Genomic DNA, 26005 nt, shown 5'->3' with positions numbered 1-26005 from the left:
CCGCAAGGGCCGGCGTCGACATGTCTCGTCCTCTCCTCGACGTCGCGTTTGCTCCTTCATAAGACCGGCCGTTTCGGCTGGCAACGACACACTTATGCATTAAATCTGCAGAAGTGGCAGCTTATATGATTCTAAAATGTTGACATCGATTTTTTACCGCCTTAAGCCATCGGCATAGTTCGTGGAAGCACTGGGAGGAGATGCCGATGTCGAGCTTCAAGCTCGCCTATCATGCGAATTGCTGGGGGAAGCTCGGCGGGGACGCCGTCGGCGTCACGTCGATCACCAACCTCACCTACCGCACCTTCGGCGACATGCGTCAGGCCTTTGCCGACATCGCGGCGGCCGGCTATCAGGGCGTCGAGCTCTTCGACGGCAACCTTCTCGATTTCACCGCCGATGAGATGCGCGATCTCCTCGCTGACAACGGGCTGACGCTCGTTGCGACCTATGCTGGCGGCAATCTCATTTTCGACGACATCCTGCCGGAAGAGCTGGCCCGCATCATCCGCGCGGCGGACCGGGCAGCCGAGCTCGGCGCGCCTCACCTCGTCATCGGCGGCGGCGCCAAGCGCTTCGACGGCATCCGTGAGACGGATTACCCGCGACTTGCCGCGGCGCTCGACCGGGTCAAGGAAATCGCCGACGAGCGCGGCCTCACCGCTCACTATCACCCGCACCTGTCGACCATCGTCGAGGGGCCCGAGGAAGTGCGCAAGATCTTCGAGCTGACCGGCATCGACTTCTGCCCGGACACAGCCCATCTCGCCGGCGCCGGCGGCGATCCGGCCGCGCTGATCCGCGAGCATGCGGCGCGCATTTCCTACGTGCATCTCAAGGGCCTCCAGAGGGAGCCCTTCGCCTTCACCCCCCTCGACCGGGGCGATGTTCCGACCGACGCGATCATCGCGGCGCTTCGCGAGATCGGGTTCGACGGCTGGGTGTGCACGGAGCTTGATTCCTGGCCTGATCCGCTGGAGGGCGCGAAGGCCAGCAGGCGCTATCTCGAATCGGCCTGAGGGCCGCGACCGGGGCGAGGCCCCACTTCCGGGAGGACTAAAGATGATTTCCAGACGCACCCTTTTGGGTTCGGCCGCCGCGCTGACGCTCGCCTTGGCCTGTGCCGGGCCGGCATTCGCCGATCCGGACCAGGCGCTTGCCGACCTGCAGAAGACGGTTCTTTCCAAGGGCCCCTCGGGCGAGGCCCCCTCGCCCGCATCCAGCGTCGTGCTGACGCCGGAGGAGCTCGCCAAGATCAAGGGCATGAACGCGACCGCCGCGATCGTGATGCACTACGGCGGCAATGACTGGTCGCGCGCCCAGATCAACGGCCTGCAGACGCAGTTCGCCGAGATGGGCATCAAGGTGCTCGCGGTGACCGATGCCGGCTTCAAGCCGGAGAAGCAGGTCGCCGATATCGAGACGATCTTGGCCCAGAAGCCAAACATCATCGTCTCGATCCCGACGGATCCGACCGCGACCGCCACGGCCTACAAGGCAGCGGCGGAAGCCGGAACCAAGCTCGTCTTCATGGACAATGTCCCGACGGGCTTCGTGGGCGGCAAGGACTATGTGTCCGTGGTTTCGGCCGACAATTACGGCAACGGCGTTGCCTCCGCGCATCTGATGGCCAAGGCGCTTGGCGGCAAGGGCGATATCGGCGTGGTGTTCCATGCTGCTGATTTCTTCGTCACCAAGCAGCGCTACGACGCCTTCAAGGCGACGATCGCCGCCGACTATCCGGACATCAAGATCGTGGCGGAGCAAGGCATCGGCGGCCCCGATTTCTCGGGCGACGCCGAGAAGGCCGCTTCGGCGATCCTGACCTCCAACCCGAACGTCCAGGGCATCTGGGCTGTCTGGGACGTGCCGGCCGAGGGCGTGATCTCGGCGGCGCGCAACGCCGGCCGTGACGACCTCGTCATCACGACGATCGACCTCGGCGAGAATGTCGCGATCTCCATGGCCCAGAACGGCTTCGTGAAGGGCCTCGGCGCTCAGCGTCCCTATGACGCCGGCGTCGTCGAGGCGAAGCTCGCCGGCTACGGCTTGCTTGGCAAGGAGGCGCCCGCCTTCGTCGCGCTTCCGGCTCTCCCGGTGACGCGCGACACGCTGCTCGACGGTTGGAAGGCAGTCTATTCGACCGAAGCGACCGACAACGTCAAGAAGAGCCTCGGCCAGTAAGGCCCGGGCGCACGGGGCGCCGTTGTGCGCCCCGTGCCGCATTGAACGGTCCGACCTGCACCGGCCTCAGCCAGAGCGGCGGAAGGCTGCTGCTTGCCAAAGCCGCTCTCTTTCAGGAGAAAACCGATGACCAAAGTGATGAACGTCGCCATGATCGGCGGCGGATTCATGGGCAAGGCGCATGCCATGGCCTATGCTTCCATGCCGATGTTCTTCTGGCCTGCCCCGGCCATTCCCCATCGCAAGGTCGTGGTCGACGTGACCGACGGCGCGGCCGAGGAAGCACGCCGCCGCTACGGCTTCGAAGAGGCGTCGTCGGACTGGCGCGCCGTGGTCGAACGGCCGGATATCGATGTCGTCGACATCTGCACGCCCAACAACGTCCATGCCGAGATCGCCATCGCGGCGGCCAAGGCCGGAAAGCACATCATCTGCGAGAAGCCGCTTGCGCGCACCGTCGATGAGGCGCGGGCGATGGTCGAGGCCGTCAAGGCCGCCGGCGTCATCCACATGGTCGCCTTCAATTACCGGCGTACGCCCGCCGTGGCGCTCGCCAAGAAGTTCATCGAGGAAGGCCGGATCGGCCGCATCCTGAACTTCCGCGGCACCTATCTGCAGGATTGGTCCGCGGATCCCGACTCGCCGCTGTCCTGGCGCTTCCAGAAGAAGATCGCCGGTTCCGGCTCCGTCGGCGACATCGGCACGCATGTGGTCGATCTCGCGCACTACCTGGTCGGACCGATCGCCGAGGTGATCGCCATGACCCCGACCTACAACAAGACCCGTCCGCTGCAGCAGGGCGGCGTCGACAAGCTGGGCGCCGCCGAAAAGTCGGCCGACGCGGAGCGCGGCGAAGTCGACGTGGACGACGAACTCGTCTCGATGCTGCGCTTCAGGGACGGCGCCATCGGCAGCCTCGAGGCGACCCGCAACGCCTATGGCCGCAACAACTTCATCACGCTGGAAATCCACGGCACCAAAGGCTCGATCCACTTCAACTACGAGCGCCGCGACGAGCTGCAGGTGATGTTCGCCGACGATCCGGCCGATGCGCGCGGCTTCCGCACGATCTATACCGGCCCGGCCCATCCCTACGGCTCCGGCCTGTGGCCGATCCCCGGACTCGGCATCGGCTATTCGGAAACCAAGATCGTCGAGTGCTATGACTTCTTCTCCGCAATCGCGAAGAAGCAGCAGCCGAGCCCGAACTTCAACGACGGCCTGCTGACGGAACTCGTCGCCGACGCCTTCATCCGTTCGGGCGAAAGCGGCGTCTGGGAGAAGGTTGGATGACTGCCACTGCCGCCGCTGTCCGCATGACCGGCATCTCCAAGGCTTTTGGGGGTGTGCGGGCGCTTGACGACGTCAACCTCGAAGTCCTTCCCGGCGAGGTCCATGCGCTGCTCGGCGGCAATGGTGCGGGCAAGTCGACGATCCTCAAGATCCTGAACGGGGTTCATCGCCCCGATCAGGGCACGATCGAGGTCGGCGGCGTGCCGCTCACGACGCATACGCCGGAGGCCTCACGGGCCGCCGGCATTGCCATGAACTATCAGGAAATGAGCCTGGTCCCGACCTTGACCGTGGCCCAGAACATCTTCCTGACGCGCGAATGGCGCGACGGCGTCGGCTTCATCGACGATGCCGAGGCCGAGCGCCGCGCCGCGGAAATCTTCGCGATGCTCGAGGTCTTCGTGGACCCGAAGGCGATCGTCGGCGATCTAGGGGCCGGCCAGAAGCAGCTGACCGAGATCGCCAAGGCGATCTCGCAGGACGCGAAGGTGCTGGTGCTCGACGAGCCCTCGACGGCTCTCGCCGTCTCCGACGTCGAGCGGCTGTTCGTCTTCCTGCGCAAGCTGAAGGCCAAGGGCGTCGCGATCATCTATGTCAGCCACCGCATGGACGAGATCGCCCGCATCGCCGACCGCGCGACCATCCTGCGGGACGGCCGCCATGTCATCACGGCGCCGCTCTCCGAACTGCCGATCGACACGATGATCGAGCATATCGTCGGAAAGCGCTCGATGGGGCTTTCCGATGTCGCGCGCGTCCAGGCGGACAAGGGCGAGGTGCTGCTCGAACTGAAGGATGTCAGCGGCGTCCACAAGCCCGAGCATGTCTCGCTAACGCTGCATCGCGGCGAAGTGCTGGGTCTTGCCGGCCTGCTCGGCTCGGGCCGTTCGTCGCTGGCGCGCGCGGTAGCCGGCATCGATCCCGTCGCCAGCGGCGAGATCCGCATCAAGGGCAAGGCCGTCGCCATCCGCAAGCCGAGCGACGCGATTGCGGCCGGCGTCGCGCTGGTGCCGGAAGCGCGCGCGACGCAGGGCATCATTCCCGCCCACTCCGTCGCGTCCAACATGATCCTCGCCGTCATCGACCGCCTGTCGAAGGCCGGCTTCGTCGACACCAAGGCGGCCGACACGCTCACCGATGCGAATATCGAGCGCCTGAAGGTGAAGACGGCCAGCCGCGATCATGCCGTCGCCACGCTGTCCGGCGGCAACCAGCAGAAGGTCGTCATCGGCAAGTGGCTCGCCACCGATCCCGACATCCTCATTCTCGACGAGCCGACGGCGGGCATCGACATCGGCTCCAAGGCCGAGATCATCCGCCTCGTGCGTGAACTGGCGGCGTCCGGGAAAGGGATCATCATGATCTCCTCCGAACTGTCGGAATTGCTGACAGCCTGCGACCGCATCCTCGTGATGGCCGACGGGCGCGTGCATCAGGACATGCCGCGCGAGGCGCTGGACGATCCGAACGTCCCCGCCGATGACCTCGCACACCGTCTCCAGGCAGCCGAACAGCGGCTGCAGATCGAAATCCAGAAGGCCCTCGCGGTTCAGGAGAAATAAATGGCTAGCGCCTTCTTCGCCAACTGGCGTCAGAACATCATCTATATCGGCTTCCTGGTGATCTTCGTTGTCTTCGCGGCGACGCTGGCCGACAAGGGGTTCCTCAACCCCAACAACCTGCTCAACATCGTGCGCCAGACGGCGATGATCGCCGTGATGGCCATCGCCATGACCTTCGTGCTTTCGGCCGGCGAGATCGACCTGTCTGTCGGCGCCGTCGCCGGCCTCAGCACCGTGACGGTCGCCATGGCGATCGCCGTGGGCGGGCCGGTCGTCGGCGTGATCGCCGGCCTTGCCACCGGCCTTGCCGTCGGCATGTTCAATGGCTGGCTCACCACCCGCGTCGGCATTCCCTCCTTCCTCACCACGCTCGCGATGATGGGAATCGCCAAGGGCGTCGCGATGTGGATCTCCGCGACGGCGGCCGTGCCGATCCTCTCGCCCGGCTATTCCTGGCTGTTCGGCGGCGGCAATGTCGGGCCGGTCCCGGTCCTGCTGCTGTGGATGGTGATCCTCGGCGCGATCGGCCACATCGTCCTGCGCCGCACGGGCTTCGGCCGGCGGGTCCTGGCGACCGGCGGCGGCGAGACGGCAGCGCGCTACTCGGGAATCGACACCAAGGCGATCAAGTTCAAGGTGCTGGTCATCTCGTCCATGGCCGCGGCGCTCGCCGGAATGCTCTATGCCGGCCGCCTGCAATCCGGCCGGTTCCAGCTTGGCGAGGGTGACGAACTCTCGGTGATCGCAGCCGCTGTGCTGGGCGGGACCAGCCTTTTCGGCGGCCGGGGCACGGTGATCGGGACGATCGTCGGCGCGCTGATGATCGGTCTCATCAATAACGGCCTCATCCTCATGGGCCTCGAATTCAGCCAGCAGCTGATCGCCCGCGGCGGCATCATCATCCTCGCCGTCGCCCTCAGCCAGAAGAGAGCCTGACATGGCCATCACCGTCATCGGCACCCTCAAGGCGCGCCCGGAGCGGCGCGATGAGCTGCAAGGCGTCCTCGCCGCCATGGTGGCGCCGACGCGGGCGGAGCCCGGCTGCATCAACTATGATTTCCATGTCGATGCGGCCGACCCCTGCGTCTTCGTCTTCTACGAGAACTGGCGCAGCGACGCCGACCTCGAGGCGCATATGAAGATGCCGCATCTGCAGCCTCTCCTGAAGCAGGCCGATGCCCTGCTGGCCGAACCGGTCGATGTCCGCAGGCTGACGATGATCAGCGATCTGGCCTGAGGGAGTTCGCGCCCGGGCGCCACGCCTTGTGGCTCCAGAACGGAACTTGAGCCTCTCCACCTCTTCGCAAATCGCTCCTTCCTTGAGCGACGGACGAAGAACTGCTGACCGTTCGGGTTAAGACCGAGCGGCTGGACATCTGTCCACGTATTTAGGTGCCCAGCTGCTCGGAGAATACTGACTTGATGCTCCAGCTGGAGCATCACAATCGGCATGCGGAAAGCCGATGCGGAAGCGGCTGTTCTTCCGGATTCCCGGAGGTTGCTGAACGCACCGGCCCGGCCACCCAAGGCGCCCTGATCGGACAAGGAGCTTGCCTTGTGACCGCCAAGGTCGCCGCCCATTCCGCCCGTGATCGAATCATTTTGCTTGGTTAGCCGGCCGCGCATCGGGACCGGCTAACCACACGTCGCTTTTACGACGCCTTGTGCGCGAAGACCTGGATTTCGACCTTCAGCGCGGGATCGGCGAGCTTGGCCTCGACGCAGGCGCGGGCTGGCGCCGATCCAGGGACGATCCACTTGTCCCAGACGCTGTTCATGGCGTCAAAATCCCCAATGTCCGGCAGCCAGATATAGGCATAGAGCGCATCGGCCTTCGACACGCCGGCATCGGCAAGCAAGCGGTCGATCTTCGCCAGCACATCGGCGGTCTGGCCGGCGACGTCAAGCGACCTGTCGTCGGCGACCTGGCCGGAGACGACGACCATCGAGCCATTGGCGGGCCAGGTGACGACGCCGCTCATGCGCTGGTTCTGGTGCAGACGGTTGATCATGAAATGTCCTCTCTCGTTCAAGGGTTACTGGTAACGGGTGCCCGAAAAGGCTGAGATGTCGACGGCCGGCCGACGGTCGGCGACCAGGTCGGCGAGAATGCCGGCTGCGCCGCAGGACATGGTCCAGCCGAGCGTCCCATGCCCGGTATTCAGGTAGAGATTGCCGATGCCGGTCTTGCCGATGACGGGCGGGCCATCCGGCGTCATCGGACGCAGGCCGCTCCAGCGCTCGGCATTGGCGATCGCCTCGCGCGGGATCTTCGGATAGAGCGCCTGCGCCACATATTCGAGACCCTTGTAGCGATGCTCCGGGCGCGAAAGGTCGTAGCCGGCCAGTTCGGCGGTTCCGCCGACGCGGATGCGATCGCCGAGATAGGTGACGCCGATCTTGTGCGTCTCGTCCGAGACGGTCGAGTGCGGCCCGATCGCATCGCTGTCCGCCTGGATGGTCAGCGAATAGCCCTTGAGCGGATAGATCGGCAGCCTGATCCCAAGCGGCGCCAGCAGCCTGGCGCTTCCGACGCCGAGGCAGGTGACGACCGCGTCACACGTATATTCGTCCTTGTCGGTGATCACGGAGCGGACGCGATCGCCGCTGACCTTCAGCTCTCGGATCATCTCGCCGTAGCGGAAGATGACGCCGTCCTGCGCGCAGAGCGCGGCCAGCGCCTGCGTGAACCGGTGGCAGTCGCCCGTCTCGTCGCCCGGCAGCAAGGCGGCCCCGACGATGCCATTCTCCCGGATGGCGAGGTTCGGCTCGCGCAGTGCCAAAGAATCCGGACGCAGCGTCTCCGCCGGCACGCCCATGGCCGCGAGGGTCTTCATGTCCCGCTCGTAGATGCCGAGTTGCTTCTCGGAGCGGAAGAGCACCAGCGTGCCGCGATCGCGCCCGTCATAGTCGATCGGGATGGTGTTGCGCAGCTCGCGGAAACGGTCGCGGCTGTACTCGCCAATCGCCACCATCGCCCGCTTGGAGCGCTCATACTGCTCCGGCGACGCGGCGCGCCACATGCGCCACAGCCATCGGACCATCTCGGGATCGGGAAACTTGCTGATGATGAGCGGCGGATACTTCTCGAACATCCAGTGCAGCGCCTTGCCGACCAGGCCAGGCACCGCCCAGGGAGCGGACAGCGCCGGCGAGATCTGGGCGGCGTTGGCGTAGCTGGTGCCGAGACCGGCGGCGGGCTCCTTCTCCAGGAGGACGACCTCATGTCCTTCCTGGCAAAGGGCATGGGCCGTCGTGACGCCGATGACTCCGCCACCGAGCACAATGATACGCATATGAAAGACTCCAGAATGAACTGTGCTCGGAGAAACCGCCCCAGGAGACCGGGCCGGATTGGCAAACGCGGGGCAGCCGCCCCGCGCCGCCGCGGCTATTGGAACTTCGACTTTCCGAGGAACTCGGCCAGGCGCTGCGACTTCGGGCTGTGGAACATTTCCTTCGGATCGCCCTCTTCGGCGATCACGCCGTGCTCCATGAAGATGACCTTGCTCGACACCTGGTAGGCGAAGCGCATCTCGTGGGTGACGAGAAGCATGGTCATGCCGTCATTGGCGAGATCCTGAATGACGTTCAGGACCTCGTTGACCAACTCCGGATCGAGCGCCGAGGTGACCTCGTCGAACAGCATCAGCTTCGGATTCATGGCGATCGCCCGGGCAATGGCCACGCGCTGCTGCTGTCCGCCGGAAAGCTGGATCGGATAGTGGTTCTTGCGCTGGGACATGCCCACGCGCTCCAGCCACTTCTCGGCAACGGATATCGCCTCGTCCTTGCCCATGCCGCGGGTCTTGCGCAGGCCGAGCGTCACGTTGCCAAGCGCCGTCATGTGCGGGAAGAGATTGAATTGCTGGAACGCCATGCCGGTCAGGGCGCGGTTCTTGGCCCTCTCGCGCTCGGGCAGCGAGATACGCTTGCCGTTGCTGGTCTTGTAGCCGATGAGCTGTCCGTCGATGCGGATATCGCCGCCCTGGAACTCCTCAAGCAGGTTGATGCAGCGCAGCAGCGTCGTCTTGCCGGAACCGGAGGAGCCGATGATCGAGACGACCTCACCCGGCTTCATGGACAGGTCGACGCCCTTGATGACCTCGAGCGGGCCATAGCTTTTGCGCAGGCCTGATATTTCGAGAATGCTGTTCATGATGGATTTCCTCAAAATGCCAGACGCTTTTCGACCAGCTTGCCGAACTTCGACAGGGTGAGGTTGATGGCGAAATAGATCAGGCCGCAGACCAGGTAGAACTCGGCGTTCATGAAGTTGCGCGAGACGATCTGCTGCGTCGTGAGCAGAAGTTCGGGAACGCTGATGACGGCGAGGAGCGACGACGCCTTGACGATCTCGACCGCCGCGTTGATCCAGGCCGGCAGGGCCTGGCGCAGCACTTGCGGCAGCAGCACGTAGAACAGGATCTTCGGGAAGGTCAGGCCGATGCTCTTGGCGGCCTCGGCCTGGCCCGGCGGAACGGCCGCCAGGCCGCCGCGGAACACTTCCGCCACATGAGCGGCGCAGAAGGCCGACAGCGCCAGGATGCCGGCGCCTGTCGACGACAGTCCGAGCCCCACGAGCGGCACGATGTAGAAGCTCGCCAGCATCAGCACCAGGACCGGCGTGCCGCGGATGAAGTCGAGATAGATCCAGCCGCAGATGCGCGTCGGCATGCGGCCGTAGAACATCACCAGGCCCAGCAGCGAGCCGAAGACGCTGCCGATCGCGATGGCCTGGAACGAGACGGTGATCGTCGCGATCGAGCCCTGCAGCAGGCGCGGCCAGACATTGGCCAGTTCGGCGAAGAAGGCGGAAAGATCCATGACCGTCACCTCTTGATGACCAGACGCGCCTCGACGAGGCGGAGCAGCGAGGCGATGGTGAAGGTCGCCGTCACGTAGAGCAGGCTGGTCACGATCCACGTCTCGATGATGCGGAAGCTCTCCACATTGATCTTGCGGGCGTAGAAGGTCAGCTCCGGAACCGCGATCGCGGCCGCCAGCGACGTATCCTTGAAGAGCGAGATGAACGCGTTGCCCATCGAGGGCAGCGTCGAGCGCAGCATCAGCGGAATGATGATCGAGAGGCGGATCTGCATCGGGCGCAGGCCGACGGCCAGCCCCGCCTCGGTCATGCCCTTCGGGATCGCCTGAAGGCCACCGCGGAACACTTCCGCCAGATTGGCGCCGGCGTAGATCGACAATGCCGCGACGAACGACGTGATCTTGCTGAAGCGGATGCCCAGCTGCGGCAGGGCGAAGAACATGAAGAAGATGACGAGAAGGATGGGGATGTTTCGGATGAAGGAAACATACAGACCAGCGATCCAAGCCGTCGGCTTGTTCTTCGAAACCAGGCCGAATGCGACGACGCCGCCGATGACGATGCCGATCAGAATCGACAATGCCGCCAGCGAGAGACCGATCCCGAGGCCATACAGCAGGGTGTCGAAGTTGCGCCAGATCGGCACAAAGTCAAAGGAGTAGTTCATTCAGGTTTCCGTCGAAGCTGTCGATGGTGACCGGATGCGCCGCCCTCCCCGCAACGGGGAGAGCGGCGCCCACGCATGCTTCAGTCCTGCCGGGCGTCACGCCAAAGTGACGCGGCCGGACAGCGAACCGTTCCGCCTAGCGGAATTCGACGGGCACGCCGATGGCCGGCGGCGCCAGCTCGATGCCGAAGTACTCGTTATAGGCCTTGGCATAGTCGTCAAAGTTGACGCCGGCGATTGCCTCCTGGATGGTCGTGTTCAGCCAGTTCAGCCACTCCTGATCACCCTTCTTGACGGCGCAGGAATAGGTCATCGGCTGCCAGTAATAGCCGATGTCGATATACTTCTCCGGATCCTGCTTGACGAGCCAGCGGATGTTCGAGGCGTCGATGACGGCCGCGTCGACACGACCGCTGTTCACGGCCTGGGCCACCAGATCCTGGCTCTCGTACTGGTCGACGGTCGCCTCGGGCAGCGCCTTGTGCGTGAACTCCTCGGCAAAGACGTTCTGCAGCATGGAGACCGTCACCGAACTGCCGGCGGCCTTCAGCTCCTCGAGCGTCTTGTACTTCGACTTCGGGCTGACCAGCAGGCCGACGCCCTCGCGATAGTACGGCGCGGTGAATTCGACCTGCAGCGCGCGCTGCGGCGTCACCGTGATGAACTGGCAGGTGATGTCGACCTTGTCGGTCACGAGGTTGGCGATGCGCGCGTCGGCCGACTGATCGACGAACTCGATCTTGGTGTCGTCGTTGAACAGGCTCTTCGCGATGATCTTCGAGACCGCGACGTCGAAGCCCTTCAGCTCGCCCTTCTCGTCGATGTAGTGCCACGGCGCATTGGTGCTGCCGGTGCCGACAATGATCTTCCCGCGCTTCTGCACTTCTTCGAGCTTGCCGGCGAAAGCCACGCTGCCCGATGCGGCCACGGCTGCGGCTGCGATCAAGGTTGCTGCGAGCGTTTTTTTCATTGCACGTCCCCTCTTTCTCTTACAAGAGACATATGTCCTTGTAAGGGCAAGTATTCACTATAGGGGATATGGCATGTCAAGCGCGTTTGTGAAAAATGGAGCCGACAGGGGGAATCAGATGCAGCGCGCAAAGGGAACGGACCGCATCCTGGACATTCTCGATTTCTTCGAGAATTCGGATGGGCCAGTGACGAGAAACGCCATCGCCGGGGCCATCTCCTGTCCGCGCTCAACGCTCTATACGCTTGTTGATACGTTGATCGACCGCGGCTGGTTGAACCAGACTTCCGATGGGCAGATTTCGCCGGGAAACAAATTTGCTCGCATGGGATTCGCCTACGCGCGCCATGCAAAGTTCGAGCAGATCGCCCGCGAGATCATCGGCAATCTCGCCAAGGAGACCGGCGAAGTCATCGAGCTCAACATCATCGACAATTGGAAGCAGTTGATCGTTCTGTCGGCCACGCTCAAGGAGCACAGCTATTTGCGCACCGTCGAAGGTGCCATGGTGCCGGTACCAGCCACGGCGGCCGGGCGTGTCCTGCTCACCGACATCCCGGCTGCGATCATCGCAAGGCATGTACCCGCCAGCGATTTCACCCTGAACTCCGGCAACCGGGTCTCGCTGGACGAATTCGTGGCAGAGATCGAACAAGCCAAGAAAGATGGCTATTTCGTCGGCTACAAGCTGATCGACGACTTCGTGAGCACGATCGCCGTGCCCGTCTACAACCAGAGGGGCGAGCGCATCGGAGCGGTCAGCATCGTCATGCCCACGTCGCACCTGGAGTCCGACGTACAGAATCTCGTCGACAGACTCAGACGAACCGCCGAACAGATCAGCGATTTCCTCAAGCTGACTCCCTGGGATCTGGGACAAAGCGCGTATGACAAGATAAAGAACGCGAAAGCCTGACGAGTCAGTTCCACACCTCTACGTCCAGCGCAAACGCTCTTCAATCTGCTCAGAAAGCTGCGGCCGACAGGGCTCCAACTTCCCGACATGTTTGAGAGAGCTCGTATATGCGATCTACGCGGATAGTATCTCGGCCTGTCAGGGCGCTTTCAAACGCCGGCCACCGAAATTATTGAACTCCCCACCGCCGCCTGAATATTTGTCGGCGGTCTGGCGGATAGTCGCAGGCCACCATCCATTATTTCACTGCCGAGATCACCACATATAATTATTTGACCGACCCATCGCCGGTGCCAATGGCATTTGGACACGGGGCGCTCGGCCCGCCGCAATCGCAAGGAGGACTACGCCGAGCTCGAATGCCAACGCGGTCATGAAGCCGGTCGGCCCCTCATGAAGCGCCGACGGCGGTTCTCGACAACGAAAAATCCCAAGCGTAGCAGCCCCTGGTGAAATCGCCGGTCAGAACGGTATTCTCGGCCGAGACTCCGATAGCGCCAATCCATCCCACCTTGAAGTAGATGTCGCCTGGCAGATTTAGCGACACTTACGTCAATAGTATGAAGTTGTCGCTAGATTTCATCGAAAATTTCGGGCTATTCTTTAATATATATTGGAAATATAGTAAGAATTTCGCCTTCGGGCGAAGAGTCACAAGTTATATGCAGCAGATTCGCTAGGCATAGCCGATGATTCACATTGGCCTCATGTTTTTTCAGAGGCGGCCAGGCGCTCGCACGGTTGCCGGGGGAGGAGTATTGCGCCGTTCCAGCCGCGGCGCACCGCACGGGTCGACGCGACACAGAACTCGTTCACAAAAATGCAATTTGACGCATAAACTGGCATATAAACTGAGAAATATGCGATTGCCTGATTGCCTATTTCAGCGAAACCGCTCTTAAAAGAGAAACGGCGCAGACTCGACAGGCAAGGTTCGCGTTTCCAATCCACTCCGGTCGCAACGTGAAGGACTGAAGCATGAGCACAGGTGCGGTGTATCCGAGCTTGAGAGGTCGGAACGTCCTTGTCACGGGCGGCGGAGGGGGGATTGGAGCGTCCATCGTAAGGCATTTCGTTGCCCAAGGCTCCAGGGTCGGGTTCCTGGACGTCGACGTCGATAGCTCCACCAGGCTCGTTGCAAGCTTGGCCACCGAGGGAACCGTGCACTTCGAGCCGTGCGATCTCACTGACATCGCAGCGCTACGGGCGGCCATCGGGCGGGTACGGGCATCGCTCGGCCCCCTGACAATCCTGATAAACAATGCCGCCCATGACGCGCGCCACGCCATCGAGGATGTGACGCCCGAATATTGGGACCAGCGTTACGCGGTCAATCTGCGCCATCAGTTCTTCGCGGCCCAGGCGGTGATGGAGGACATGAAGGCCGCCGGCCAGGGCGCCATCATCAATATCGGCTCTAACTCCTGGATGCAGTCCCGCGGCGGCATGCCCGCCTACACCTCCGCAAAATCTGCGGTAGTCGGCCTCACTCGTGCGCTCGCTCGCGATCTTGGCCCGTTCAATATCCGCGTCTGCTCTGTCGTGCCGGGATGGATCATGACGGAGCGGCAGGTGAGTCTCTACCTCACGCCCGAAGGCGAAGCCGACCTGATGCAGGGCCAATGCCTAAAGCGCAAGCTGCAGGTCGAAGACATTGCGCGTCCCGTACTTTTTTTCGCCTCCGACGACGCCTCCGCCTGCACCAACCAATCCTACGTCGTCGACGGCGGCTGGGTCTGAGGGCAACGGCGAAAGCCGCCGAGGGGCGGCGTTCCGAGGCGCGCCCGGCCCGGACCGGCGCGCTTGAGGCCACGTTCAGCGAGCGATGATCACCTGCACACCGGCCTTATCGAGCGCCTCGACAAGCGGTGCCGGCGGCGCTTCGTCGGTGACCAGTATGTGAATGTCCGACAGCGGCGCGATGGTCGCGAACGCGCTTTGCCAAAACTTCGTGGAATCGGCAACGACGATGGTGCGGCGCGCGGCGCGCATCATGTCGGAAATCATCGCGGCTTCCGCTACCGTTGCGGTTGAGATGCCCCGCGTGGGATGCACCGCCCTGACACCGATGACGGCGGTATCTACGTGAATGCGATCAGAATGCGGAAACACGACGGGACCGATCATCACGCCGGATATGCTGAGGAGTTCACCGCCGATCGCATAGACGTTGGTGAAGGCAGTCGTATCGACTTGATCGAGAATCGAGACCGAATTGGTGATGAGGCCGAGCGAGCGATCGGGCGGTAGCATCTTGGCGAAGGCCAGTGTGGTCGAGCCGCCATTCACCATGAGCGTCTCACCGCTGTCGACCAACGCGGCCGCCGCCGCAGCGATGCGGGTTTTCGCGTCAGCCTGCGCGATGATTCGGTCCGCGACGGGAACGATCTTGCTGGTATCCGCGCGCACGGCCCCGCCATGGGTGCGCAGGACGGCCCCATCATCAGCGAGCGCATCGAGATCGCGGCGGATTGTGTCGGTCGAGACACGAAACAAATCAGCAAGCTCGGGCACGGAAGCGCTACCCCGCTCGGATACAAGTCGCGTCATTTCCGTACGCCGACTGAGCGGCAGAACTGCGGCCGGTCGTCTTGGCATGTTGTAACTCCATTTTTTGGCCATGCTAGCGGAACTCGCTTGACGACACCACTGTCTCGTCATAAAACAGCAAAATACCGCAAACAAGAATATAAACATGCATTGAGCCGACCATGGATGCCTCGGAATTGGATAGCGTGGGCCCGAGGGACCACGATCGGGACTGGCGCCGCCGCTACGCTTCGCTGCTGGCCAGCGTGCCGGCTCTTGCCGCGTCGGCCCGACCGGTGCTGGCAGGTTATTCGGCTTTCGTGGATGCCTATGTGCGCCTCGATGATGCGGCGGCGCTCTTCTCGCCGGATGCGCCGGAACCGGCTGTGCGGCTTGCCGGCGAACTGGTGGCGCGGTTGCGCTCCGGGACGGGCGGCGAATATCTCATCGACTGGCCCTCTGGCGATGCGTGGCTCGCGGCCAACCTGGCGCACAGCACAGGCGCCGGCGGCACCTCGGCCCAGCTCGCCAAGGCCCTCGCCCTGCTCGGCGCGCCGGTATTGCTCGCGCTCGCCGACCGAAGCCCCGCCCAGATCGACGTTCTCTCCGGCGACATTCTCGTCGCGGAGCGCGGAGGCCCGCGCCGCCTTGCCGAGGTTGCGCCAGACCCCGGCCATGCGAAGGCCCGTCACTGGATCTTCGAATCGACGGCTGGCGCCGAAATAGCCGGCGAGACCGTGCAGCGCTCAACCCGCGTTATCGTGCGTCTCGTTGACGACGCGCCGGAAAACGACCCCGACTTCGCCGTCCTCAGCGCGATGATGGCGGCGGATTGCGGCGCCGCCGCTCTGTCGAGCCTCGTCTCAACGCCCGATGCCATTCTCCCCACGGTGCTGGCTCGCGTTGCCGGCCTTGCCCGAAGCTGGCGTTCGGCCGGGCTCGGGCTCGTTCACATCGAACTCGCCGACTACGGTCCCCGTCCACATCTGCCGATGCGGATCCTCGAGGCTCTCTCGGGCATCGCGACTTCGGTCGGCATGAGCCTCTCCGAATGGAAGGTGATCGGTGGTGGGCAACCCGTCGAGTCGGTGGCGCTCGCCGGCTTTGCTCGTCGCCACGGCCTTTCGCGCTTGTGCATTCACGCCGACGATTTCGCGCTGGCGGTGACGGCGGGGGATCCGAAGCGGGAAGAGCTGGCCCTGCTCACTGGCTGCCTGTTGGCCGGCGCACGAGCCGCGGCCGGCCAGCCAGTGCTGCCCGCAGCCGTGGCGGACGAGGCCGTCTTCTCCCGATTGCCCGATTTTGGCGCTGCTGCCGAAGACTTCCACACCATTGCCTGCCCCGCGCCGTGGCTTCGGCGTCCGGCCAGCACGATCGGGCTGGGCGACACCTTCCTCGCGGGGACGATGTTGGTGCTTTCCCAGCCGCTCGGCAGCGGCCTGAACGACGATTCATTCCCGGACCATCCCATCAAGGAGCTAAGCACTTGACGTCGCCTGTCCCTTCCCGCCTCCAGGGCTCCATACCCTCGCTCGATCCCGGCAAGATGCGGGGGCTGCAGCGTATCAGCACGGCCGATGGATTCTTCGTCGTGCTGGCGCTCGATCATCTGATCTCTTTCAAGGACCTCCTGGCCGACGACCGTTCCAAGGTCAGCTACCAGCAGGCGGTGGACGCAAAACTGGAGCTCGTGCGCGCGGTCGCGCCAGTGGCCAGCGCCTTTCTGCTGGAGGCGCAGTTCAGCTTGGCGCAGGTCATCGCGTCCCGTGCCTTGCCCGGCTCGGTCGGCCTCATTTCGTCGATCGAGGGCGAGGGTTTCGACACGGTCGACGGCGAGCGGCGCACGCGATTCCGCAATCACTGGACCACGCGCAAGATCAAGTTGCTCGGCGCGGATATGGTGAAGCTGCTGTGGTTCTATCGTTCCGATGCGAAGACCGCCGAAGCGCAGCGACAGGTTGTCCGCGACCTTGTCGTCGAGTGCGCGGAGCAGTCGATACCATTTGTGGTCGAGCCCATCTGGTATGCGTTGCCGGGTGAGGACACCAAGAGCACGGCCTGGCTCGAGCGCCGCGTCGAAGGGATCATCGAATCCGCCCATATCGCCGCGGAATTCGGCGCAGACATGCTGAAAGTCGAGTTTCCAGGCGACGTCTCGACGCCAGAGGGACGGCGGGCCGCCGCCAAGGCCTGCCAGCGCCTCAACGACGGCATGGCCCAACCTTGGGTGATCCTCTCCGCAGGCGTCGGCTATGAGGAGTTTCGCACGCAGGTCGAGGTCGCCTGCGATGCCGGCGCATCCGGGTTCCTGGGCGGCCGCTCGATCTGGCAGGACGCCGTCTCGACCCGTGATCCCGCGGCCCGCTCGATCGCGGCGCACGAGGCGGCCGCGCGCCTGGCCGAACTTACCGAGGTCACACGCCGCCACGGGCGTCCCTATCTGCCGGCCGTCACCGGCGACCAACTCGCCGCCACCTTCCCCGACGGTTGGTACTCCAGCTGGCAGGAGGGCTGAGGCGTGCCGGATTTCGCAGGAAAGACGGTGCTCGTCACCGGCGGCGCCTCCGGCATAGGCCGGGGAATCGTCGAGGCGTTCGTCGAGGCGGGCGCGCGCGTCGCATTCACCTATGTCTCAAGCGGCGACGCCGCTGCGGAGATCGTCGGCATCCATGGCGCAGCGCGCGTGCTCGCCGTGCCGGCGGATGCGACCGACGAGGCGGCCGTCGCCGACGCCGTCACCCGTACCAACGCCGCTTTCGGCCGCATCGACATTGCCGTCGCCAATGCGGGCGGCCTGCTGAAGCGAAGCAAGGTCATCGATTGCCCGATCTCGCTTTGGAATGACGCACTCGCCGTCAATCTCACCAGCGCCTTCCTGCTCGCGCGCGCGGTGCTGCCGCAGATGACCGAGGCCAAGTCGGGTGCGATCGTATTGATGAGTTCGCTCGCCGCTCATGATGGCGGCGGCATGGGAGCCTCCCACTACGCGGCCTCCAAGGGGGGCGTGACCACATTCGTCCGGGCGCTCGCAAAAGAAGTCGGCCCCGATGGAATCCGCGTCAATGGCGTTGCGCCAGGCCTGATCGGCACGCAGTTCCATGATCGGTTCTCGACGCCGGAGGGCCGCAAGGCGACGGTCGACCGCACGCCGGTGCGGCGCGAGGGAACACCGGCCGATGTGGCTGGCGCCGTGCTCTATCTGGCTTCGCCAGCGGCCGGCTTCATCGCCGGAGAGATCATGGAGATCAACGGAGGTCTCGGGGCCTTCTAGGCACGCATAGCGTATATTTGCATAATTTTGCGTCTTTATGCTTGACTCGCGGAGGAGCGCGGCGAGCATAATGCAAAAAACAGCCGGCGAAGGATCGTCGGCATAGCAGGGAGAGAGGAATGACCAAGATAACGAAGACCTCCTCTGGAGGGAGCCGCGGTATCGCCCGTCGCCAGTTTATGATGGGGGCAGGTCTTGCCGCGGGTACCGCTGCGATCGGAATGCCACGCTTTGCGCGCGCTGCCGACCGCGTCGAAATCAGTTTTGCCAGTGCCAAGTTCCAGGGGACCGAGACGATCGGGAACGTCGTCGACACCTTCAACGAGTCGCAGAGCAGGATCTTCGTCAAATATATCGAGCTTCCGCCGCCAAGTTCCTCGACCGAGGTGCATCAGAGCCTGGTGCAGCAGCTCGCGCGCAAGAACGGTTCACCGGATGTCTTTACGCAGGACGTCATCTGGATCGCCGAGTTTGCCGCGGCCGGCTGGGCGTTGCCCCTCGACGAATATTTCGGTTCCGTGAAGGGCCAGTTCTTCGACGGTACGATCGACGCCTGCACCTATGACAACAAGTTGACGGCGCTGCCCTGGGGTATCGATTCGGGGATGCTGTTCTACCGAAAGGACCTGCTGGACGAGATCGGCGCCAAGGTGCCCGAGACCTGGGCCGACATGGTCGCCGCGGCCATGAAGCTTCAGGCAGACAAGAAGACCAAATTCGGCTTCCTGTGGCAGGGCAAGCAGGCAGAGGTGCTGGTGTGCGACGCCGTCTCGGTGCTCGCCTCCAACAATGCGTCGATCCTGTCGGCCGACGGGCGCTCTGCGACGCTCGGCTCGGACAAGGCCGTCGAGGCGATCCAGTTTCTTCACGACACGATCAACAAATACAAGATCAGCCCGGCTGACGTCCTGTCATGGGATGAGGAACCGTCGCGCGCACCCTTCACCGGGGGCGAAGCGGCCTTCCTGCGCAATTGGTCCTATGTCTATGTGCTGGCTCAGGACGAAAAGGCCTCCAAGGTCGCCGGCAAGGTGGGCGTCGCCCCGCTGCCGCATTTCCCCGGCGGAAAAAGCGCAGGCTGCCTCGGCGGCTACCAGTATGGCATCAATGCCAATACGAAGCAGCGTGAGGCCGCCGTCGAATTTCTGACCTGGATGGCGTCGCCGGAGACGCAGCTGCGCTTCGCGCTCAAGATGGGCATCGCCCCGACCCGACCCGCCGTATTCGACGACGCGACCCTGGGCAAGGAGCAACCCTTCATGCAGTCCCTCAAGCCGGTATTCACCGGCGCCACGCCGCGTCCCAAGACACCGAAATATCCGCAGGTCTCACTTGCCGCGCAGTCCGGCATCTCCCGCGCCCTCGTCACCGGCAAGGTCAAGGAAGAGTTGGAAGCGGCGAGCAAGAAGATCGACGCGATCGTCTCGAAGTAATGACAGCGCGGACCCTCCCTGCCGCGACGCCGGCCGGTTCCCTTCGGGGAATCGGCCGGTACATGCCGCGCCTCACCCCCTGGCTCTTCCTGCTGCCGATCGCCGTATCGCTTGGGACGGTATCGCTCTATCCGATCTTGAACGGCATTCGGCTATCGTTCACCAACACCTCGCTGGTGACGCAGGAAAACGATTTCGTCGGCATCGAGAACTACGCGCAGCTGCTCGGCGACGAACTCTTCTGGAATGCCTGGCAGCACACCGTCTATTTCACCTTCGTCTCCACGCTGGCCGAAACCGCTCTCGGCCTCATCATGGCCCTGTTGCTCGTCGAGCGTTTCGCCGGTCGCTCGCTGGTGCGCGCCGCGATGCTCGTACCGTGGGCGATGCCGACCGTCGTGACGTCCAAGATGTTCGGCTGGCTGTTCGATGGCCAGTATGGCGTCGTGAATTGGGTGCTGCGCAGCACGGGCCTCATCGCCGAAAACATCAATTGGTACGGCTCGGTTGACCATGCGATGACGACGATCATCATTGCCGACGTCTGGAAGACGGCGCCCTTCATGGCGCTTCTGCTGATGGCAGGCTTGCAGACGATCCCAAAATCGCTGATTGAGGCGGCTCGCATGGATGGCGCCGGCGCCGTCGCTACCTTCTTCCATGTGCGGCTGCCCCTTCTCATGCCGACCCTGTTGATTGCAGGGATGTTCAGAGCGCTGGACGCCTTCCGGGTCTTCGATCTTGTCTACGTGCTCACGGGGGGCGGTCCGGCAGATGCGACGGAGACTCTGTCGACCCTGTCCTACAAGACGCTCTTCTCGGCGCTGCAGTTTGGCTATGGCTCGGCCATGGCTACGGCGATGTTCATCACCGAAATGCTGATCGCGATCGGCTTCGGATTCTTCATCATGCGCAAGATGCGGATGCCGAGATGATTTACGAACGCACTCGTCTGCAGGTGGCCCTCATCTATCTCGGCGGCTTCCTAATCCTGTTCTGGTCGGCGGCTCCCTTCCTCTGGCAGCTTTCCACCTCATTCCAGAACGATGTCGAATTGACAGCGGCTACCCCGTCCTTCATTCCGTCGCCACTGACACTCGACCACTACTTCAACATCTTCGTCGAGAAGAGCTTCCAGCTCTATTTGCGCAACTCTCTCATTGTTGCCGGTCTCACCACCTTTTTCTGCCTCGCGGTGGGGGCACTTGCCGGCTTTTCGCTGTCGCGGCTCGACATAAGCGGTCGGTTCGGCATTCTGGCGACGATCCTTTCGGTGTCCATGTTCCCGCAGATCGCGATCGTGGGCCCTCTCTATCTCATCGCTTCCGAATTCTCGCTTCTCGATACATATGCCGGCCTCGCCATTACCTATGTGGCGCTTGGAGTCCCCCTCGTTACGTGGGTCATGTTCGGCTACTTCGACACGCTGCCGCGTGAGATTGACGAGGCGGCGCGGATGGACGGCTGTTCCTCCTTCGGTCTCTTCTGGCGCATCATCCTGCCCATATCGGCGCCAAGCCTGGTGACGACTGGCCTGCTGGCCTTCATCGCCGCCTGGAACGAGTTCATGTTCGCGCTCGCCTTCACGTCGAACATCGACCATCAGACTGTGCCGGTCGGAATCGCGAACTTCACCAACCTGCACTACATTCCCTGGGGCGACATTGCCGCCGCGTCGATCGTCGTGACCATCCCGCTGGTGCTATTGGTCCTCCTGTTTCAGCGTCATATCATCGACGGGCTCACCCAAGGCGCGGTCAAAGAATAGCCCTGCAGACGATTGACCGGGACAGCGGCCAGCAGCCGAGAACCGGCGGTATCTCGTCCTTGGCGAAATGCAGGACGTAGCGATTGTCGCTGACGCGCGGCGAACAGATCCGCATGCTGGGCTGGACCGTCCCTTGGGCGCCGGAAGCCAGTTCGCCTCCTTGTCCGCGCCTGGCGATGCGGCCTGTACCGGCCTGCCGAGCGGGCCGTCCTCGTCGAGGGTCAGCTTGTCGTAACCGCCGATGCCGAAGCGGTTGATGACATTGGGCGCCTGGAGCCGTCCATGTCGCGCATGGGGATCGACCAGAACGCGGCCCGCAGCAGCTTGTCCTTCCCGAAGAGCAGCGCATGACGATCGTTGCCCGTCAGCGGCCTTCCTTCGCCATCAGCTATGCGCCGATGGAGAGGGTCTTGGCCTTACCCTGAAATCTGTAGTTAAGGCGCCGGAGTTTGACCCATCGGGGCGAACCAGCGCATAGAGCCGGCAGGAATCGTGGAGTTTGAAGCCTCTTTCGGCAGACTTGGCGTTCCTGCGCGCAGCATCCGTAAGCGCCATCGCCTCCGCCGCAGGACATCAAACGCTTCGCGAATGCCTCGCTACCCTGCCCGATACCCTGTCGGCCGCCTGGCTGCACGGCGACAGCCAAACCCTGCACGGGACGACAAATGGCGGGAGATCGACGGATTTCGCCGCGTCCTGGACGCCGGCGAACTCGCATGGAGGGGTGTTGGTAGCGGAGGGCCGTACACACCGATCCCCCCAGCCAATTTCGTTCGGACATTGGGCGGCGTAAGCGGCCGCCCGCTGCTGTCGGACTGGTCTCTACCTCGCGAGCAAGCTCAGCTTGTCAGAGTTGCGGAGATAGAAAAGGAAATAGGGGTCGGTGATGTCGAGCCGATCACCATCCCAGGCAATCGGGTTGGTTCCAGGCGATATGTCTTCTCCGATAGCTACCATCTGTTCGAGAGAAGAATTGATGCTGGATCCCACTGGGGCGTCGCCTATGCAGATGCCTTTCACGCGCGAGAGAATTTCGTCGTAAGGCAGTGAAAGCGACGCCGGCTCCAATGTAATCGCGAGCAAAACCGCTCTGTACACGTCGCCTTTGGTGGCGTCGCTGAATGAGTGGATCTTCCTCTCTGTTCCTCGTGTCTTGGCGCCGATGTGAAGAGCCGACACCAACTTCGAGAAGTCAGCAAATGAAGAGGTCGCCAGCATCGCGTCGTTGAACGCACCATCGGGAAGATCATTGAGGGTCATTAATTCGGTCAGTGGGCTCCTATAGCCCAATACCTGGCAAAGGCTCAGGCATATGCTTTGCATCAGTTGAGGGGATCCAAACGCTTCAGCTGCCAGGCGGCGGTATATTCCGTCGCCCAAACTGACCTTCAGTTCAGCGAAGCCTTTCTCCGCAATCTGCGAGAGTTCGTGTTCCGACCAGTAGGGCAGATCGAGGGCTACTACTCTTCCACGAAGTTCGGGATTGCTTCTCACGACGTCGTCCGACCGATGCGGTACCGACGCGGTGAATATCCTTATGCCGGCTTCGGCAGCAGCCTTGATTTGCCGGCCGACATCGCTGCGCAGTTCGGGTCTGATATAGTGGAAGTCGTCGATGAAGACCACATAATCGCTTCCCGCAATTTCCCGGGCGACGTCTTCCATCGAAACGTATTCGTAGGTAGAAACCTCGCTAGATCCAGTTGATTTTGCGAGCTCGCCCCCGGCGGTGACTTCAGCCTTCGCAAGGAACGAGACGCCGCTATTGACCGATCCGCTCAATGACTTCGAACTTGCCTGCTCGGTTGACTTCGCGGTTGTCGAAGGAACATCCATCCAGCGCAGAGCTTTGATCCACAAGTCATCCGCTGTCGACAAGCTGGCGCCCGAAATAGTTATGATATTTTCTTCCGGAACAACCTTCTTGACCAAGACGGTTTTGCCAGACTTTGACGGTCCAGATAGGGAAAGCACCATCTTAGGAATGTCATAGGCATCCCTGAGCCGGGCTTCGAACTTGTGTTCGCCGCGCTCCACATATGTCACGGTAGGCGTATCGAACGGCGTAAATATCTCCGTGATCTTCATAGGCTCTCCCCCCCCCGAGATCATCACCCTCTGAAAGAGGGATGCGTCACGAATAGGATCGCTCACGGCCCGGTCCCGATCAAGCGCTCGACATCGGGCGCGCCCCATCAAGGTGCGCGACTTGGATCCTCGCCGGGACCTGAACCGGCATAGCGGGACCCAGAAACGACAAAAAGCCCCCTCCCAGGCCGGAGCCTGGGAGGGGGCAAGTTGCCTTAGGGAGGAGCCCCATGGGGGCGTCGTAGGGCGCGCGGGGCGCGTCCAATCCTAACGGTGCGGTGAGGGCTTTCTCTGCCGGTGGCCCGGCGCGCGCGGGTGACGGGCGAACTCCTGCGCAACCTCGTCCCGGATGACGCGAAGTCGCTCCTCCTCATCAGCCTCGCGCTCGAAAAGCTCACGAATGGCTTCGGCCGCGCCGGCAATCCTCTCGTGCGCGGCGGCTGATCGCTCCTGGGCCACGGCCGATCGTTCCGACAGCGCCAACAGGCCTTGGGCGCTCGCTGCCAGATCGCGGAGCGGCTTGGCATCGGCCAGATCTGCGCCGGCAATCACGAAGTCCTCGGTGGCGCTCTTTCGGCCCTTGAAGAAGTAGCCGTAGATCGAGAGGAAGACGGCCGCCACGCCTGCCCCGATGTATGCGAAGAGCTGCACCTGAGGAGGGAGAGAAGAAGGATCAGGTGCCTGCAATGCCATTGCGATGGGCCTCGTCGGAGTGGCGTGCGTCGGTCGAGGTCCGAGCGATGTTGTAGAAATCCAGAAGCAGCAGGAACGCCGACGCCGACAGCCCAGTCCAGAACTGCTCGGCCGTCCAGACGCTAAGGACTTGGGTCATCCAGAAGAAGCATGAGAACGTCGCCATCAGCATTCGCACATGAGGTGAATAGCGAGACCATGCGGTGGTCGCGAACGTCCCGTTGATGACCAGAGCGAGCAGCCTGAGCGCGGCGACAACGATGGCGCCGCCGCCCCAGAAGACGACCGGCGAGAAGGGCTCGCTCGGCAGCAGGTCGCGAAGCGTCGTCCAGTATTCGCGGTCCAGGTAGCCCGGCGTCATCGCCACGTTGAGCCCCCAATTCAGGAGGATTGCCGCGAGGGTCCATTCGGATGCCCTGGACGGCATGTGGCTGGTGATGCCGGTCGCGATGCGCCGAAGGATGATCATCGCCGGGCCCCCAGCTCGAGCTCGACGCTGCGATAGGCGGCGACCGCCCCCGCATGCTTGATCGTGCAGACGCCATAGGCGTCAATCGCGCGGTTCGCCATGGTCGGCATGTCACGGCTGGGCTTTGGCGGCGCCGCCGGCTCCGAGATTTCCGGAGCCAGCGGAGGGATAGAGGGCAAGGCCGGCGCCGGCCGCCCGCCGGATCCGCTGCTGCACCCGCTCAAAATCAGCATCAGAGTAAGTGCTGCAGGGATTGCCCGAAGCTGGTTCGGTGTCATCGGGGTCCGCCTCTCGCAGTTGAGCAATCGCGCGGTTCACGCGGATCGCGATGTCGTTGACGCCGGCGGTCAGCCGAGCGTTGCGGGCGATGGTCTCGTTGCGCGCCTCGACCTCATTCTTCAGGTCGTCGCGCTCCTTCCGTAGGGCCTTGGCCTCGTCGAAGGTGTTGGTCACGCGATAGCCGGCATAGGCGCCGATGACCGCGCCGATCACCAGCGCGGCTGCTATTCCCTTCAGGCCAAAAACAGAGGGAATGCCCATCACAGACCCGACACGCAGAGCTCGCCCTCGCCGATGCGGCGGGCATCGCCCATCTCGCGGCGATTGACGAGGCCGACGAAGACGCGGCCATTGGCTTTGTTGAACGCGGTCGCAGCGTTGCAGCTCTCGACGAAGCGTCCCGCGATGCCGAGCCGAGCCGCCGTCGACCGGCAAGCGGCGCCGGTGCCGATGTTGTAGGAGAGCGAATTCATCATCGCCCGCCAGGAGAGAGGCTTCTTGTCGAAGCCAGGGATGCAGGCGACGAGCTGCGCCCGGAACTCCTCCATGCGGCGCACGAGGCGCCTGTCGCAGCCTGCCGGCGTTTCGACCATGCCGGGCTTCACGCCTTTGGTGTCGCCGTCGCAGATGGTCCACGGCGCGCCGCCGGTGGCCGGATCGGGATAGGCCCGCAACTCCCGGCCCTCCCATGGGCCGTTGAGATACTGGGCGGCGAGCGCCACATCGTCAGGGACGACCGTGCTGGACATCACCACCATCCCGCCGACGGCGGCGGCAATCACAGCAGCAATCGCGGACTTGCCTCGCTTCGTCGCGGTGAGCTTAGCCATCGGAGAGCCCCCTCTGCGGGACGAGCCGGGAGAACGCGGCCAGCACCGCGATGACGATCGTCACCGGCGTCAGCCAGCCTTCGGGAAGCGGGAGCGACATCCCGACATACGGCATGGCGTAGTCGAGACCTTGGAGCAGAGCGATCGCCACGATCAGCCTGAAGCTCCAGGCGCGCGCGAGGATTGCGCGCCAGTTCGGGAGCAGCATGGATTTTCTCCGGTTGG

28 protein-coding genes are annotated in these 26005 nt (G+C 63.3%); 14 read left to right on the top strand and 14 right to left on the bottom strand.

Annotated features, from left to right (window positions below):
- The first annotated feature begins 206 nt into the window (after positions 1-206).
- The 6 genes from WFK98_RS22385 (at position 207) to WFK98_RS22360 (ending at position 6276) form a co-directional block, all read left to right on the top strand.
- Positions 207-1019 carry a sugar phosphate isomerase/epimerase family protein gene (locus WFK98_RS22385; RefSeq protein ID WP_266340320.1) on the top strand — a complete coding sequence of 271 codons (813 nt, stop codon included), beginning with the start codon at positions 207-209 and terminating at the stop codon, positions 1017-1019.
- A 43-nt stretch (positions 1020-1062) separates the two neighbouring features.
- On the top strand, positions 1063-2184 hold the full coding sequence (locus WFK98_RS22380; protein WP_336801837.1) for a substrate-binding domain-containing protein: 1122 nt from the start codon (positions 1063-1065) through the stop codon (positions 2182-2184).
- Positions 2185-2310: 126 nt separating this feature from the next.
- On the top strand, positions 2311-3477 hold the full coding sequence (locus WFK98_RS22375) for a Gfo/Idh/MocA family protein (RefSeq protein ID WP_266340318.1): 1167 nt from the start codon (positions 2311-2313) through the stop codon (positions 3475-3477).
- Positions 3474-5039 (top strand): sugar ABC transporter ATP-binding protein, encoded by a 1566-nt coding sequence (locus WFK98_RS22370; RefSeq protein WP_336801836.1) that lies wholly within the window; start codon positions 3474-3476, stop codon positions 5037-5039. Before WFK98_RS22375 ends, WFK98_RS22370 begins: the two co-directional genes overlap by 4 nt.
- Positions 5040-5975: an ABC transporter permease gene (locus WFK98_RS22365; protein ID WP_266340316.1), complete on the top strand. Its 936-nt coding sequence runs from the start codon at positions 5040-5042 to the stop codon at positions 5973-5975. It begins immediately after the preceding gene.
- Position 5976: 1 nt separating this feature from the next.
- Complete coding sequence (locus WFK98_RS22360; RefSeq protein ID WP_336801835.1) at positions 5977-6276, top strand: putative quinol monooxygenase; 300 nt, start codon at positions 5977-5979, stop codon at positions 6274-6276.
- A gap of 415 nt (positions 6277-6691) precedes the next feature.
- Here WFK98_RS22360 and WFK98_RS22355 read toward each other — a convergent pair whose 3' ends face one another.
- From WFK98_RS22355 to WFK98_RS22330, 6 genes are all read right to left on the bottom strand, one after another.
- On the bottom strand, positions 6692-7051 hold the full coding sequence (locus WFK98_RS22355) for a RidA family protein (protein WP_266340314.1): 360 nt from the start codon (positions 7049-7051) through the stop codon (positions 6692-6694).
- 24 nt (positions 7052-7075) lie between these two features.
- The gene (locus WFK98_RS22350; protein WP_336801834.1) at positions 7076-8335 is read right to left on the bottom strand and encodes a D-amino acid dehydrogenase; all 1260 of its coding nucleotides are present in this window, start codon (positions 8333-8335) and stop codon (positions 7076-7078) included.
- 95 nt (positions 8336-8430) lie between these two features.
- Complete coding sequence (locus WFK98_RS22345; protein ID WP_336801833.1) at positions 8431-9198, bottom strand: amino acid ABC transporter ATP-binding protein; 768 nt, start codon at positions 9196-9198, stop codon at positions 8431-8433.
- 11 nt (positions 9199-9209) lie between these two features.
- Positions 9210-9866, bottom strand: coding sequence for an amino acid ABC transporter permease (locus WFK98_RS22340; protein ID WP_266340311.1), 657 nt, complete (start codon positions 9864-9866; stop codon positions 9210-9212).
- Positions 9867-9871: 5 nt separating this feature from the next.
- Positions 9872-10534 (bottom strand): amino acid ABC transporter permease, encoded by a 663-nt coding sequence (locus tag WFK98_RS22335; RefSeq protein ID WP_336801832.1) that lies wholly within the window; start codon positions 10532-10534, stop codon positions 9872-9874.
- A gap of 136 nt (positions 10535-10670) precedes the next feature.
- Positions 10671-11504, bottom strand: a complete 834-nt coding sequence (locus WFK98_RS22330; RefSeq protein ID WP_266340309.1) for a transporter substrate-binding domain-containing protein — start codon at positions 11502-11504, stop codon at positions 10671-10673.
- 118 nt (positions 11505-11622) lie between these two features.
- On the opposite strand from WFK98_RS22330, the gene WFK98_RS22325 reads away from it, so the two are divergent.
- Together WFK98_RS22325 and WFK98_RS22320 are read left to right on the top strand one after the other, a co-directional pair.
- Positions 11623-12420: an IclR family transcriptional regulator gene (locus WFK98_RS22325; RefSeq protein ID WP_266340308.1), complete on the top strand. Its 798-nt coding sequence runs from the start codon at positions 11623-11625 to the stop codon at positions 12418-12420.
- 978 nt (positions 12421-13398) lie between these two features.
- Positions 13399-14160 (top strand): SDR family NAD(P)-dependent oxidoreductase, encoded by a 762-nt coding sequence (locus WFK98_RS22320; protein ID WP_336801831.1) that lies wholly within the window; start codon positions 13399-13401, stop codon positions 14158-14160.
- 75 nt (positions 14161-14235) lie between these two features.
- On the opposite strand, the gene WFK98_RS22315 is transcribed toward WFK98_RS22320, so the two are convergent.
- Entirely contained in the window at positions 14236-14970 is a 735-nt protein-coding gene (locus WFK98_RS22315; protein WP_266340350.1) for a DeoR/GlpR family DNA-binding transcription regulator, read from the bottom strand.
- A gap of 161 nt (positions 14971-15131) precedes the next feature.
- Between WFK98_RS22315 and WFK98_RS22310 the strand changes: the two genes are divergently transcribed.
- From WFK98_RS22310 to WFK98_RS22285, 6 genes are all read left to right on the top strand, one after another.
- The gene (locus tag WFK98_RS22310) at positions 15132-16439 is read left to right on the top strand and encodes a hypothetical protein (RefSeq protein ID WP_336801830.1); all 1308 of its coding nucleotides are present in this window, start codon (positions 15132-15134) and stop codon (positions 16437-16439) included.
- Positions 16436-17464, top strand: coding sequence for a tagatose 1,6-diphosphate aldolase (locus WFK98_RS22305; RefSeq protein WP_266340305.1), 1029 nt, complete (start codon positions 16436-16438; stop codon positions 17462-17464). The genes WFK98_RS22310 and WFK98_RS22305 overlap by 4 nt, the downstream gene beginning before the upstream one ends.
- A 3-nt stretch (positions 17465-17467) precedes the next feature.
- Positions 17468-18220 carry an SDR family NAD(P)-dependent oxidoreductase gene (locus WFK98_RS22300; RefSeq protein ID WP_336801829.1) on the top strand — a complete coding sequence of 251 codons (753 nt, stop codon included), beginning with the start codon at positions 17468-17470 and terminating at the stop codon, positions 18218-18220.
- Between the two features lie 119 nt (positions 18221-18339).
- On the top strand, positions 18340-19653 hold the full coding sequence (locus tag WFK98_RS22295; protein ID WP_336801828.1) for an ABC transporter substrate-binding protein: 1314 nt from the start codon (positions 18340-18342) through the stop codon (positions 19651-19653).
- A gap of 62 nt (positions 19654-19715) precedes the next feature.
- Positions 19716-20588, top strand: a complete 873-nt coding sequence (locus tag WFK98_RS22290) for a carbohydrate ABC transporter permease (protein ID WP_266340302.1) — start codon at positions 19716-19718, stop codon at positions 20586-20588.
- Complete coding sequence (locus WFK98_RS22285; RefSeq protein WP_266340301.1) at positions 20585-21421, top strand: carbohydrate ABC transporter permease; 837 nt, start codon at positions 20585-20587, stop codon at positions 21419-21421. Before WFK98_RS22290 ends, WFK98_RS22285 begins: the two co-directional genes overlap by 4 nt.
- Here WFK98_RS22285 and WFK98_RS27415 read toward each other — a convergent pair.
- From WFK98_RS27415 to WFK98_RS22255, 7 genes are all read right to left on the bottom strand, one after another.
- Positions 21356-21727 (bottom strand): DUF1214 domain-containing protein, encoded by a 372-nt coding sequence (locus WFK98_RS27415; RefSeq protein ID WP_442907475.1) that lies wholly within the window; start codon positions 21725-21727, stop codon positions 21356-21358. The genes WFK98_RS22285 and WFK98_RS27415 overlap by 66 nt on opposite strands.
- Before the next feature lie 516 nt (positions 21728-22243).
- The gene (locus tag WFK98_RS22280) at positions 22244-23509 is read right to left on the bottom strand and encodes a hemagglutinin repeat-containing protein (protein WP_336801827.1); all 1266 of its coding nucleotides are present in this window, start codon (positions 23507-23509) and stop codon (positions 22244-22246) included.
- Positions 23510-23776: 267 nt separating this feature from the next.
- The gene (locus WFK98_RS22275) at positions 23777-24202 is read right to left on the bottom strand and encodes a hypothetical protein (protein WP_336801826.1); all 426 of its coding nucleotides are present in this window, start codon (positions 24200-24202) and stop codon (positions 23777-23779) included.
- Entirely contained in the window at positions 24183-24671 is a 489-nt protein-coding gene (locus WFK98_RS22270) for a hypothetical protein (RefSeq protein ID WP_336801825.1), read from the bottom strand. Before WFK98_RS22270 ends, WFK98_RS22275 begins: the two co-directional genes overlap by 20 nt.
- A 111-nt stretch (positions 24672-24782) precedes the next feature.
- On the bottom strand, positions 24783-25211 hold the full coding sequence (locus WFK98_RS22265) for a hypothetical protein (RefSeq protein WP_336801824.1): 429 nt from the start codon (positions 25209-25211) through the stop codon (positions 24783-24785).
- Positions 25211-25780, bottom strand: coding sequence for a lysozyme (locus tag WFK98_RS22260; protein WP_336801823.1), 570 nt, complete (start codon positions 25778-25780; stop codon positions 25211-25213). The genes WFK98_RS22265 and WFK98_RS22260 overlap by 1 nt, the downstream gene beginning before the upstream one ends.
- Positions 25773-25988 (bottom strand): DUF7940 domain-containing protein, encoded by a 216-nt coding sequence (locus tag WFK98_RS22255; RefSeq protein ID WP_336801822.1) that lies wholly within the window; start codon positions 25986-25988, stop codon positions 25773-25775. Before WFK98_RS22255 ends, WFK98_RS22260 begins: the two co-directional genes overlap by 8 nt.
- Positions 25989-26005 lie beyond the last annotated feature (17 nt).

Origin of the sequence: Kaistia sp. MMO-174, assembly GCF_037147815.1 — a bacterium.
GTDB classification, from domain to species: domain Bacteria; phylum Pseudomonadota; class Alphaproteobacteria; order Rhizobiales; family Kaistiaceae; genus Kaistia; species Kaistia nematophila.
The sequence above is the reverse complement of the archived record's forward strand: the minus strand, read 5'-3'. Positions and strand labels throughout refer to the sequence as shown.

Bases quoted from the DNA above. Each gene is read 5' to 3' on its own strand.
- WFK98_RS22385 (WP_266340320.1), top strand. From the start codon at position 207: ATGTCGAGCTTCAAGCTCGCCTATCATGCGAATTGCTGGGGGAAGCTC.
- WFK98_RS22380 (WP_336801837.1), top strand. From the start codon at position 1,063: ATGATTTCCAGACGCACCCTTTTGGGTTCGGCCGCCGCGCTGACGCTC.
- WFK98_RS22375 (WP_266340318.1), top strand. From the start codon at position 2,311: ATGACCAAAGTGATGAACGTCGCCATGATCGGCGGCGGATTCATGGGC.
- WFK98_RS22370 (WP_336801836.1), top strand. From the start codon at position 3,474: ATGACTGCCACTGCCGCCGCTGTCCGCATGACCGGCATCTCCAAGGCT.
- WFK98_RS22365 (WP_266340316.1), top strand. From the start codon at position 5,040: ATGGCTAGCGCCTTCTTCGCCAACTGGCGTCAGAACATCATCTATATC.
- WFK98_RS22360 (WP_336801835.1), top strand. From the start codon at position 5,977: ATGGCCATCACCGTCATCGGCACCCTCAAGGCGCGCCCGGAGCGGCGC.
- WFK98_RS22355 (WP_266340314.1), bottom strand. From the start codon at position 7,051: ATGATCAACCGTCTGCACCAGAACCAGCGCATGAGCGGCGTCGTCACC.
- WFK98_RS22350 (WP_336801834.1), bottom strand. From the start codon at position 8,335: ATGCGTATCATTGTGCTCGGTGGCGGAGTCATCGGCGTCACGACGGCC.
- WFK98_RS22345 (WP_336801833.1), bottom strand. From the start codon at position 9,198: ATGAACAGCATTCTCGAAATATCAGGCCTGCGCAAAAGCTATGGCCCG.
- WFK98_RS22340 (WP_266340311.1), bottom strand. From the start codon at position 9,866: ATGGATCTTTCCGCCTTCTTCGCCGAACTGGCCAATGTCTGGCCGCGC.
- WFK98_RS22335 (WP_336801832.1), bottom strand. From the start codon at position 10,534: ATGAACTACTCCTTTGACTTTGTGCCGATCTGGCGCAACTTCGACACC.
- WFK98_RS22330 (WP_266340309.1), bottom strand. From the start codon at position 11,504: ATGAAAAAAACGCTCGCAGCAACCTTGATCGCAGCCGCAGCCGTGGCC.
- WFK98_RS22325 (WP_266340308.1), top strand. From the start codon at position 11,623: ATGCAGCGCGCAAAGGGAACGGACCGCATCCTGGACATTCTCGATTTC.
- WFK98_RS22320 (WP_336801831.1), top strand. From the start codon at position 13,399: ATGAGCACAGGTGCGGTGTATCCGAGCTTGAGAGGTCGGAACGTCCTT.
- WFK98_RS22315 (WP_266340350.1), bottom strand. From the start codon at position 14,970: ATGACGCGACTTGTATCCGAGCGGGGTAGCGCTTCCGTGCCCGAGCTT.
- WFK98_RS22310 (WP_336801830.1), top strand. From the start codon at position 15,132: ATGGATGCCTCGGAATTGGATAGCGTGGGCCCGAGGGACCACGATCGG.
- WFK98_RS22295 (WP_336801828.1), top strand. From the start codon at position 18,340: ATGACCAAGATAACGAAGACCTCCTCTGGAGGGAGCCGCGGTATCGCC.
- WFK98_RS22290 (WP_266340302.1), top strand. From the start codon at position 19,716: ATGCCGCGCCTCACCCCCTGGCTCTTCCTGCTGCCGATCGCCGTATCG.
- WFK98_RS22285 (WP_266340301.1), top strand. From the start codon at position 20,585: ATGATTTACGAACGCACTCGTCTGCAGGTGGCCCTCATCTATCTCGGC.
- WFK98_RS22280 (WP_336801827.1), bottom strand. From the start codon at position 23,509: ATGAAGATCACGGAGATATTTACGCCGTTCGATACGCCTACCGTGACA.
- WFK98_RS22275 (WP_336801826.1), bottom strand. From the start codon at position 24,202: ATGGCATTGCAGGCACCTGATCCTTCTTCTCTCCCTCCTCAGGTGCAG.
- WFK98_RS22270 (WP_336801825.1), bottom strand. From the start codon at position 24,671: ATGATCATCCTTCGGCGCATCGCGACCGGCATCACCAGCCACATGCCG.
- WFK98_RS22265 (WP_336801824.1), bottom strand. From the start codon at position 25,211: ATGGGCATTCCCTCTGTTTTTGGCCTGAAGGGAATAGCAGCCGCGCTG.
- WFK98_RS22260 (WP_336801823.1), bottom strand. From the start codon at position 25,780: ATGGCTAAGCTCACCGCGACGAAGCGAGGCAAGTCCGCGATTGCTGCT.
- WFK98_RS22255 (WP_336801822.1), bottom strand. From the start codon at position 25,988: ATGCTGCTCCCGAACTGGCGCGCAATCCTCGCGCGCGCCTGGAGCTTC.